Source organism: Streptomyces sp. NPDC050448, assembly GCF_040655295.1.
GTDB lineage: Bacteria > Actinomycetota > Actinomycetes > Streptomycetales > Streptomycetaceae > Streptomyces.
Genome location: NZ_JBFAJR010000002.1, coordinates 231,022 through 242,397, shown reverse-complemented (window position 1 = coordinate 242,397; position 11,376 = coordinate 231,022). Strand labels below are relative to the sequence as shown.

Here is an 11,376-nt window from a genome sequence, read left to right as displayed (position 1 = left end):
GTGGAGTTCGGCGATCACCATGCGGCGGTGTTGCCGGTGACCGTACCGGCGGGCGGGTGTGCCGGGAGGTGGCCCCGGCGCGACGGGGCCGTAGGCGGAGTCCTGGCACGCCCCCCATCTCGCGGAGCTAGATGGCTTCCTTGCGGGTCAGGTAGTTGAACGACAGCCAGCCCGGCAGCACCGGCAGCCAGAACGTCATCAGGCGGAACAGCAGCACCGCCGAGATGGCGACCTCCTTGTCCAGGCCGGCCGCGATCAGGCCCAGCGTCAGCGTCGTCTCCACGGCGCCGATGCCGCCCGGCGTCGGCGCCGCCGACCCCAGGGCGTTGCCCGCCAGGAACACCACCGCGATGCTCGCGTAGCTGAGGGCCTGGCCGCCCCCGAACGCCCGGATCGACGCGTCCAGGCACATCACGAAGCAGCCGGTCAGCAGCAGCATGCCGCCGATGCCCGTCATCAGCTTCTGCGGCCGCTGGAGCACGTCCAGCATGCGCGGCACCACACCCGCGAACAGCGCCCGCACCCGCGTCGCCACGAACTTGCGCAGGATCGGCACCGCCGTCACGACCAGCGCCAGCACCGCCACCGTCAGCAGACCCGCGATGACCGTCCGGGACGGGGTCATCTCCGGGGTCTTCTCGGTGCCCGTCAGGTAGCCGAAGGCCAGCAGCAGCAGGATGTGGCTCGCCAGACTGAACAGCTGCGAGGCACCCACGCTCGCCACCGCCAGCCCGGGCCGGATCCCGGCCCGCTGGAGGAACCGCGTGTTCAGCGCGACACCGCCGACCGCCGCCGGCGCCACGAGCTTCACGAAGGACCCCGCCACCTGCGCGAGCACCGTCCGCAGGAACGGAACCCGCTCCGGTACGAAGCCCAGCAGGCTCATCGCCGCCGCGAAGTAGGTGAGCGCCGAGAAGGCCAGCGCGGCCCCCACCCAGCCCCACTGCGCCTGGCTGACGATCGTCGCGAAGTCCACGTGCGCAAGCTGCGTGAGCAGGAAGTACGCACCGAACGCGCCCGCGATGAACGACACCAGCGTGCGCGGCCGGATCCGCTCCAGCCGGGCCGGCTCCACCGGGGCCTGCGGGCGGATCAGCAGCACCTGCTGGCGGATCTGGCTCAGCAGGTCCTCCTCGCGGGCCCCCTCGAGCGCGTCGTCCAGCGCCTTCTTCTCGGCCTTCCTCTCGGCTGCCGTGGCCGCCGCCGATTTGGCTCCGGGCTTCCCCGGCCGGCCCGGCTTCGCCTCCGCCGCCGCTGCCTCGCGTGCCGCCTTCGCCGCCCGCGAGGACTCCAGTACGGCCTCCCGCTGCCGGTCGGCCCGCTCCCGGGCCAGCCGGCGCAGCGTCGCCCGGGTGGAGCGGCTCAGTGCGATCGGCTGGAGCAGCGGCAGGCAGTCCGCCACCGCCTCCGGGCCGAGCACCGACACCGCCGAGGCCACCGCGCGCTCCGCGCCGACCCGCAGGCCGAGCGTGGTCAGCAGCTGCGCGATGTCCATCCGGAGCACCAGGTCGCCGGCCGCGATCTCGCCGCCGCGAAGGTCGGTGAGGACGACATTGCCGCAATGATCCACCACGAGCGCGTCGCCCGTGAGCCGCCGGTGCGCGATCCGCCGCGACTGGAGGGCCAGCACCTGCTTCCACGTGTTGCGGGTCAGGTCGTCCGTGATCTCCTCGTCGGCGAGCGCGTCCAGGTTGCGGCCGTCCAGGTGCTCGTACACGAGCATCACGGCGTCCGGGCCCAGCTCGGACGTGGCGATCAGCTTCGGCGCGTTGGCCCCGGCCGCGATGGCGGCGTACGCGAGGAGCGCCTCCTGCTCCAGCGCCTGGCGCAGCGACTGGAGGCTGCGCCGCGTCGTGATGCCGCGCAGGGTGAGCCGGCGCCAGACCCGGTAGAAGAACCCGTGGGCCTGCTGCTCGCGGTCGACGACGGTGACGTCGAGCGGCGGGCCGTCCTCCAGGGTGACGTGGTAGCGGCGGCCCCGGTCGCTCACCTCCGAGGGGTCGGCGCCGTCCGGGAGCTCCGCGCGCATGGCGCTGACCGGCTTGAACCCGACCCGGCGCAGGCCGGCGAGGAGGGTCTGCCCGGTGGGGCGGACGTTCGGCGAGCCGACGGCGTACAGGGTCCCGTACGCGACGCTCCAGCCGATGAGCACGGTCAGGATGATCGAGAACGGGGTGGTGTACCCGCTCACCAGCATCGCGAAGGCGTCGAGCAGCAGCACCACCCACAGCGCGACCCGCCAGCGCGGCCTGCGGGTCATGCCGACGGCGGTCATGTACGCGATGACGGGCGCGAGGTAGCCGTGCACCGGGTCGGTGATGGGGCCGCCGACGCTGGTGGGACGGGTGAGGGCGTCCTGAATGGTGTCGGAGGCGGCCTGGGAGACCCACAGATCGGTGGCCAGGGTCACGCCGTGCGCGAGGACGGCGGCGAGCACGCCGTCGGCGATGCGCAGCCCGTCCCGCTTGATCAGCCGCTCGATGGCGAAGGCCACGGGCACGAGCAGCACGGCGATGCTGGAGACCAGCCCGGCGACCTTGATCAGCAGATCGGGTGCGGCGCCGGTGCCCTGGCTGATGTCGGCCTCGAGGCCGGCGGTGGTGCGGTGCGCGAAGGCGGCGATGCCGAGGACGACGGCGATGCCGAGGACGCCGACGAGGAGGCGTACGAGGTCGGACGGCCGGTGGACGCGGGCGGCGAGCAGCGGCTCGTCGACCTCGACCTGGTCGGCGGACGCGGAGGCGCGCCCGTGCGCCCCCTCGGTCCCGGGCTCGGCGCCCGCCCCGGCCCTGGCCCTGGCTCCCGGTTCGGGTGCCGCTGCGGGCTCGGGTGCGGCCTCGGCTCCGGGCTCGGGTTCGGCCCCGGCTCCGGCTTCGGGTTCGGCTTCGGGCTCGGGTACAGCCCCGGCCGCGGGTGCGGCCCCGGCTCCGGCTTCGGGTGCCGGCTCGGCTTCGGGTTCGGCTCCGGGTACAGCCCCGGCCCCAGGTTCGGCTCCGGGCTCGGGTTCGGCTCCGGGTTCGGCTCCAGGTTCGGCTCCGGGCTCGGGTTCGGCTCCGGGCTCCGGTACGGCCCCGGCCCCGGCTCCCGGTCCGGCTCCGGGCTCGGGTGCGGCCCGGCCGGGGAGCTCGTCGGGGAGCTTCCCGGGGCGCGGGTCTGGGCGCGTGCCGTCGTCCTCAGCCGCGCCGTCCGGAGGGCTCACACCCTGCTCCTTCGTCGTCACTTCCATCTCTTCTTGATCACGTATCACCAGTCACCGCCCGGAAGATGGTGGCACGGACGGACCGGCGGGCGGGGCATCAGGGTGCGCGCCGGTACGGAAGGAAACCTTCCGGGAACCGGTCCGTGATGTACGGCACCATGGGCGCAATGAGCGAAGAGCTGCCCGCGTACGCGGAGCGGGTGCTGGAGGCGGCCGAGCGGATTCCGCCCGGCCGGGTGATGACGTACGGGGACGTCGCCGAATGGCTCGGCGAGGGCGGACCGCGCCAAGTCGGGCGCGTGATGGCCCTGTACGGGGGAGCAGTGCCCTGGTGGCGGGTGGTCAGGGCGGACGGACGACCGCTGCCCGGCAGCGAGCACCGGGCCCTGGAGCACTACCGCGCGGAGGCCACCCCGCTGCGTCTGACCGCCGACGGCGAGGCCCGGCTGAACATGCCGCGGGCGCGCTGGGACGGGCGGGAAGAGCGCGCCGCACGGGACGAGGGTCACATCTGACAGCTTCGGCCATGCCGGGCCCGGGCGGGCGGTCGAGCGCCCGGGCGAAGGCCCGTACGGGCGACCGGACGGGGGACCGGACGGGGGACCGGACGGAGGGCCGGCGAGTGCCTCGGCGGCATCCCGCGCCGGACCTCGGGGAACTGCGCTGGGCGCGCCGGTTGCCGTAGCGTTGCCTCTTCGGCAAGCGCCGCAGCGACCGCAGCAACCGCAGACCCACCAGGACCGGCACCCCACGTGATCACCTCTCCATCCGACCGCTCCGAGCGGCGGCGTACGCGGATCCCTGACGCGTACCGCCTCGTGCGCACCGGGCCGCAGCGGGTGGATCCCCCTGTTCTGGACGCAGCGCAGCAGGCGGTGGTTGATCACACCGGCGGGCCGCTTCTGGTCCTGGCCGGACCGGGTACCGGGAAGACGACGACGCTGGTCGAGGCGGCCGCGGCCCGCGTCGAGGCCGGGGTGGACCCCGCCCGGATCCTGATCCTCACCTTCAGCCGCAAGGCGGCGGTGGAGCTGCGCGACCGGGCCGCCCTGCGGCTCGGCGGGGCGCGGGCTCCGCAGGCCACCACCTTCCACTCCTTCTGCTACGGGCTGGTCCGCGCCCACCAGGACACCGACCTGTTCGCGGATCCGCTGCGGCTGCTGTCCGGGCCGGAGCAGGACGTGATGGTCCGCACCCTGCTGGACGGGCAGCGGCAGATCCGCTCCATCCGCTGGCCGGACGACCTGCGGGCCGCGCTGACCACGCGCGGCTTCGCGGACGAGGTCCGCGCGGTGCTCGCCCGCGCCCGCGAGCTGGGGCTCGGCCCGACGGCGCTGGACGCGTTCGCGACCCGGCTGGGCCGCCCGGACTGGAAGGCGGCGGCCGCGTTCCTGTCCGAGTACCTGGACGTCCTCGACATGCAGGGCACGCTGGACTACGCGGAGCTCCTGCACCGGGCGGTCCTCCTGGCGGAGCGCACCCCTTCGCTGTCCACGTCCTACGACGTGATCTACGTGGACGAGTACCAGGACTCGGACGCCTCCCAGCTGCGCCTGCTGCGGGCCCTGGCCGGACCGGCGGGCACACTGGTCGCGTTCGGCGACCCGGACCAGTCGATCTACGCCTTCCGCGGCGCCGACATCAACAACATCCTGGACTTCGAGAGCTCCTTCCCGGGCGCGGCGGTCCACGCCCTGACGGTGGCCCGCCGCTCGGGTGCGCACCTCCTCGCGGCGACCCGCCTCCTGACCTCCCGCATGCCGGTCCCGCGGCTCCCCGCGGCGGCGGTCCGCGCACACCGCGGCCTGGAGCCGACCCGCGCGGGCGGCCGGGTCGAGGTGTTCACGTACCCGACGGCCGGTGCCGAGCTGGACAACATCGCCGACATCCTGCGCCGCGCGCACCTGGAGGACGGTGTGCCGTGGCAGGACATGGCCGTTCTGGTCCGCTCCGGCGGCCGCACCCTGCCGGTGATGCGCCGGGCCCTGATCTCGGCGGGAGTCCCGGCGGAGACGGACGGTACGGACACCCCCCTCCGCCACGAACCGGCGATAGCCCCCCTCCTCACAGCCCTCCGCACAGCCGCCGCCCCGGCGACCCCCACCGCGCCCCCGGCCTCCCCGGCCCCGGACCCCGCGGACCGCGAGGCCACCGCGGCCCCGGCTGCGGAGCCGGAGGCCGCCCTCGCGCTGACCGGTCCGCGGCAGGACGGCGATTCCGCCGCTGCCCGGACGGATGCCGTACGCGCCGAGGCGAGCGAGCCCGCCCGCAACGCCGACCCCGGCCTGCCCGGCCACGGCACCGGCGGCGATGCCGGCTCCGAGCCCGCAGCAGGCGACGGCGCCGAATCCGAGCCCGCCGCAGGCGGCCGTGCCGGCGAGGGATGGGTCGGGGTCGAGGCCGCCCTGGCGCTGCTCGGCTCGCCGCTCGGCGGGATGGACGCCGCGGATCTCCGGCGGCTCGGAAGGGCCCTGCGCGATGAGGAGCGGGCCGCCGGCATCAAGGTGCCGGCCCCGTCCGACGTGCTGCTCGCGCGCGCCCTCGCCGAACCCGAACGGCTCGTCGCCCACGACCCCTCGTACGCCCGCGGAGCGCAGCGCCTCGGACTGCTCCTGCGCAAGGCCCGCGAGCTCCTCCAGGGCGGCGGAACCGCCGAAGAGGCCCTCTGGACCCTCTGGGAGGGCACCCCCTGGCCCCAGCGCCTGGAGCGGGGCGCCCGCCGCGGCGGCGCGGCCGGTCGCAACGCCGACCGCGACCTCGACGCCGTCTGCGCGCTCTTCGACACCGCCGCCCGCGCCGAGGAGCGCACCGGCGGCCGCGGCGCGCTCAACTTCCTCGAACAGCTCGAGGCCGAGGACATCGCCGCCGACACCCTCACCGGCCGGACCGCCCGCTCCGAGGCCGTCCGCCTCATGACCGCCCACCGCTCCAAGGGGCTCGAGTGGTCCCTCGTCGTCGTGGCCGGCGTACAGGAAGGGCTGTGGCCCGACCTGCGCCGTCGCGGCTCCCTCCTCGAAGCCGACCGCATCGGCCGCGACGGCCTCGCCGAGCCCCTCACCCCCGGCGCGCTCCTCGCCGAGGAGCGCCGCCTCTTCTACGTCGCCGCCACCCGCGCCCGCGACCGCCTCGTCGTCACCGCCGTCAAGGCCCCCGCCGAGGACGGCGACCAGCCCTCCCGCTTCCTCACCGAGCTCGGGGTCACCACGAAGGACGTCGCCGGCCGGCCGCGCCGCCCCCTCGCCGTCCCCGCGCTCGTCGCCGAGCTGCGCGCCACCACCGTCGACCCCGACGCCACGCCCGCGCTCCGCGAAGCCGCCGCCCGCCGCCTCGCCCGCCTCGCCGCGCTGACCGACGAGGACGACCGTCCGCTGGTCCCCGCCGCGCACCCGCAGCGCTGGTGGGGGCTGTACGAGCCCACCCGCAGCAGCGTCCCGCTCCGCGACCGGGACCGGCCCGTCGCCCTCTCCGGCAGCGCCCTGGACCAGCTCGCCAACACCTGCTCCCTCCAGTGGTTCCTGGGCCGCGAGGTCAAGGCCGACGCCCCCTCCACCGCCGCCCAGGGCTTCGGCAACGTCGTCCACGTCCTCGCGGACGAGGTCGCCTCCGGCCGCACGCCCGCCGACCTCGCCGTCCTGATGGAACGCCTCGACTCCGTCTGGGACGCCCTCGCCTTCGACGCCCCCTGGAAATCGCGCCAGGAGAAGGACAACGCCCGCGCCGCCCTGGAGCGCTTCCTGCGCTGGCACACCACCGACCGCGGGGGCAGGGCGGCCGTGGCCACGGAGCACGCGTTCGACGTCACGCTCGAAGCGGGCGAGTACGCCGTCCGGATCCGGGGTTCCATGGACAGGGTCGAATCGGACCCCCAGGGGCGTGCGTACGTCGTGGACTTCAAGACGGGGAAGGCCGCGCCCACGAAGGACGAGGTCGCGCGGCACCCCCAGCTCGCCGTGTACCAGCTCGCCGTACGCGAAGGCGCCGTCGACGAGGTCTTCGACGGACACCGCCCCGAAGCGGGCGGTGCCGAGCTGGTGCAGCTGCGCCAGGGCGCCACCCAGCGCGACGGCGGCGACGCGGTGCCCAAGATCCAGGCGCAGCAGCCGCTGAACGGCGAATGGGTCGGCGACCTGCTGGCCACCGCCGCCGGCCGGGTCCTGGACGAGCGCTTCGCGCCCGCCACCGGCAAGCACTGCGACCACTGCTCCTTCCGCAGCTCGTGCAGCGCGCGCCCGGAGGGCCGCCAGACGGTGGAGTGACCGGTGGCCGACGGGTGGCGACGGGTGACCAGTGGCCGGCCCGTGACCGACCGGCGGGTGAGACGGCAGCCGGGAGTGTCGGTGAGTGCGGCTAGCCTCTTCACGTGTCCGCGCGTCCGTCCGTCCTCACCGACCCCGAGCAGCTCAAGGAGCTCCTCGGCATCCCTTTCACGCCCGAACAGCTGGCCTGCATCACCGCCCCGGCCGCCCCGCAGGTCATCGTGGCCGGCGCCGGCTCCGGCAAGACCACGGTCATGGCCGCCCGCGTGGTCTGGCTGGTCGGCACCGGAGCGGTCGCGCCCGAGCAGGTCCTCGGCCTGACCTTCACCAACAAGGCCGCCGGCGAGCTCGCCGAGCGCGTACGCAAGGCCCTCGCGCGGGCCGGCATCAGCGACCCGGACCCGTCCCCGGCCGAGGCCGACGCGGCCGGCGGCGAGCCGCGCATCTCCACGTACCACGCCTTCGCCGGCCAGCTCCTCAAGGACCACGGCCTGCGCATCGGCCTGGAGCCCAGCGCCCGACTGCTCGCCGACGCCACCCGCTTCCAGCTCGCCGCGCGCGTGCTGCGCGAGGCCCCCGGCCCGTACCCGGCGCTCACCAAATCGGTCCCCGACCTGGTCAGCGACCTGCTCGCGCTCGACGGCGAGCTCTCCGAGCACCTGGTCACCCCGGCGGAGCTGCGCACGTACGACACGGAACTCCTCGACACCCTCGCCGACGCCGTGCTCACCAACGACGACCTGCGCAAGATCCCCGAGGCCGTGCGCGGCCGCCTCGAGCTGCTGGAGCTGACCGAGCGCTACCGCGCCGCCAAACGCTCCCGCGACCTGCTCGACTTCAGCGACCAGATAGCCCTCTCCGCGCAGCTCGCCACCACCCGGCCCGAGGTGGGGACGCTGCTGCGCGAGGAGTTCCAGGTGGTCCTGCTCGACGAGTACCAGGACACCTCCGTGGCCCAGCGGCTGCTGCTGTCCGGCCTGTTCGGCGGGGGCAGCGGGCACGCCGTGACCGCCGTCGGCGACCCCTGCCAGGCGATCTACGGCTGGCGCGGTGCGTCCGTGGCCAACCTGGACGACTTCCCCGAGCACTTCCCGCACGCCGACGGCAGCCCCGCCACCCGCTTCTCGCTCAGCGAGAACCGGCGCAGCGGCGGCCGCCTCCTCGACCTGGCCAACGGGCTGGCCGCCCCGCTGCGGTCCCTGCACGAGGGCGTCGAAGCGCTGCGCGCGGCGCCGGGGGAGGAGCAGGCCGGCACCGTCCGCTGCGCCCTGCTGAACACGCACGCCGAGGAGCTGGAATGGCTCGCGGACTCGGTCGCGCACCTGGTCCGTACGGGGACGGAGCCGCGCGAGATCGCGGTGCTGTGCCGGTCCGCGCGGGACTTCGCGCAGATCCAGGCCGTGCTGGTGGCCCGGGACGTACCGGTGGAGGTCGTCGGCCTCTCGGGACTGCTCCACCTCCCGGAGGTCGCGGACCTGGTCGCGGTGTGCGAGGTGCTCCAGGACCCGGGCGCGAACGCCTCCCTCGTCCGGCTCCTCATCGGCCCGCGCTGGCGGATCGGCGCCCGCGACCTGGCACTGCTGGGCCGCCGGGCGCGGCAGTTGATCGGCCGCGCGCAAGGTGACGTGGACCCGGACGAGCGCCTCGCCGCGGCGGTGGAGGGCGTGGACCCGGCGGAGGTCGTCTCGCTGGCGGACGCGCTGGAGACGTTCCTGGACGGCGCGGGGCACGCGGGGCACGCCGCGGCCGCGGACGACCTGCCGTTCTCGCCCGCCGCCCGGGTCCGCTTCGCGCATCTCGCCCAGGAGCTGCGCGACCTGCGGCGTTCGCTCGCCGACCCGCTGATGGACGTACTGCACCGGGTGCTGGCGGCGACCGGCCTGGACGTCGAGCTGTCGGCGTCGCCGCACGCACTGGCGGCCCGGCGCCGGGAGTCGCTGTCCGGCTTCCTGGACGTGGCGGCCGGCTTCGCGTCCCTGGACGGCGAGGCCTCCCTGCTGGCCTTCCTCGGGTTCCTGCGTACGGCGGTCCAGTACGAGAAGGGCCTGGACCACGCGCTCCCCGGCGGGGAGAACACGGTGAAAGTGCTCACCGCCCACAAGTCCAAGGGGCTGGAGTGGGACGTGGTGGTGGTCCCGGACCTGTGCGCGGGCTCGTTCCCGAAGGAGAAGGCCCCCGAGCCGTGGACCTCGTACGCCAAGGTCCTGCCGTACGCGCTGCGCGGCGACGCATCCACCCTTCCGGGGGACCCGGCGTGGAACTCGGCCGGGCTGAAGTCCTTCAAGGCCGCCCTGAAGGAGCACAAGGCGGTGGAGGAACTCCGCCTGGGCTACGTCACGTTCACCCGGCCCCGCTCGCTCCTCCTGGCCTCGGCGCACTGGTGGGGCCCGACCCAGAAGAAGCGCCGAGGTCCCTCGGCCTTCCTCTCCTCCCTGTACGACCACTGCGCGGCGGGCCACGGCGAGATCGAAGCCTGGGCGGAGGAACCGGACCCGGACGCGGAGAACCCCTCCCTCGCCACGGAGTCGACCCCGGACCGGTCCTGGCCCCTCCCCCTGGACCCGGACTCCCTGACCCTCCGCCGCGCGGCGGCAGCCCTGGTCGAGTCCTACCTCGCCACCCCGGAGCCGGAGCCGGAGCCGGACCCCTACCTCTGGCCCCCGCACTGCGAGGACCCGTCGTACGAGGACGACGTCTGGGCCCCGGACGAGCCCCTCGGTCCCCGGCCGGGCGACGCCCCGGCCGTGCCGCACGCCCGTGCGGCAGCGCCGGACGGCGACGGCTTGTGGGCTCCGGGCGAGGCCACCGCTTCCCGGCCGGCCGCCGGCGTGGCCGTCCCGCACGCGCGCGCCGGAGCGCCGGACGGCGACGGCCTCTGGGCGCCGGACGAGGGCACCGGCGCGGCTGCGCCGCACGCGCGTGCCGAGCCCGGTTCCGGCACGCCGGACGGCGAGGACCTCTGGGCCGCAGCACCGATGCACGGGGTCAGGGGCGGAGCCCCGGTTTCGGGAAGGGGCGGGGTGGGGGAGGACTCCGCTCCCCACGGCGACCCCTGGCCGGACGCCGACCCCTGGGCCGACGAGCCCGCGCCCGCGCCCATGCCCGGCCCGACCCCACCGCCCGGGGTCACCGACCCGTCCGGCGACGACCGGGGCCCCGCTCGGGGAGGACGCCGTACCGCGGGAGCGGCTCGGCTCACGCCCGAGGAGGCCCGGGCCGTGGCCTCGTGGGACCGGGATCTCGATGCCCTCGAGGGCGAGCTCCGGCGTGCCCGCGCCGCCGTGCGCGACGTCGAGCTCCCGGCCGCCCTCTCCGCCAGCCAGCTCCTGCGCCTCGCCGCCGACGAGCAGGGCTTCGCCCGCGACCTCGCCCGCCCCATGCCCAAGCCCCCGCAGCCCGCGGCGCGCCAGGGCACGCGCTTCCACGCCTGGGTCGAGTCCCGGTTCGACGAGCTCCCGCTGCCGCTCCTCGACGTCCTCGACCCCGCCACCGAGCTGCCCGGCTCCGATCAGGAGATCGCCGACGAGGCCGACCTCGAATCCCTCAAGGCCGCCTTCGAGCGGAGCGAGTACGCCGAGCGCACCCCCCACCGCATGGAGGTCCCGGTCCAGTTCACCCTCGCCGGCCGCGTCATCCGCGGCCGGATCGACGCCGTCTACCGGAATCCGGACGGCTCGTACGAGATCGTCGACTGGAAGACCGGCCGGACCACCGAGGCCGACCCCCTCCAGCTCGCCGTCTACCGCCTGGCCTGGGCGGAAGCCACCGGCACCCCGCTCGACCGGGTCGCCGCCGCGTTCCTCCACGTCCGCAGCGGCCGCGTGATCCGGCCCCGCAACCTCCCCGACCGGCCGCGTCTTGAGCGGATCCTCCAAGGCAAATCGGACACGGACAGTGACCGGCAACCCGGCAGTTAGGCTC

At 75.2% G+C, this 11,376-nt stretch carries 4 protein-coding genes; 3 read left to right on the top strand and 1 reads right to left on the bottom strand.

Annotation, left to right across the window (positions count from 1 at the left end):
- Window positions 1–127: 127 nt before the first annotated feature.
- Complete coding sequence (locus AB0I68_RS03875; RefSeq protein ID WP_363175559.1) at window positions 128–3,220, bottom strand: lysylphosphatidylglycerol synthase domain-containing protein; 3,093 nt, start codon at window positions 3,218–3,220, stop codon at window positions 128–130.
- Between the two features lie 146 nt (window positions 3,221–3,366).
- Here AB0I68_RS03875 and AB0I68_RS03870 point away from each other — a divergent pair, with 146 nt between their 5' ends.
- From AB0I68_RS03870 to AB0I68_RS03860, 3 genes are all read left to right on the top strand, one after another.
- Window positions 3,367–3,714, top strand: a complete 348-nt coding sequence (locus AB0I68_RS03870; RefSeq protein ID WP_363175558.1) for an MGMT family protein — start codon at window positions 3,367–3,369, stop codon at window positions 3,712–3,714.
- Window positions 3,715–3,951: 237 nt separating this feature from the next.
- On the top strand, window positions 3,952–7,455 hold the full coding sequence (locus tag AB0I68_RS03865; RefSeq protein WP_363175557.1) for an ATP-dependent DNA helicase: 3,504 nt from the start codon (window positions 3,952–3,954) through the stop codon (window positions 7,453–7,455).
- Between the two features lie 104 nt (window positions 7,456–7,559).
- Window positions 7,560–11,372: a UvrD-helicase domain-containing protein gene (locus AB0I68_RS03860; RefSeq protein WP_363175556.1), complete on the top strand. Its 3,813-nt coding sequence runs from the start codon at window positions 7,560–7,562 to the stop codon at window positions 11,370–11,372.
- The last annotated feature ends 4 nt before the right edge of the window (window positions 11,373–11,376 follow it).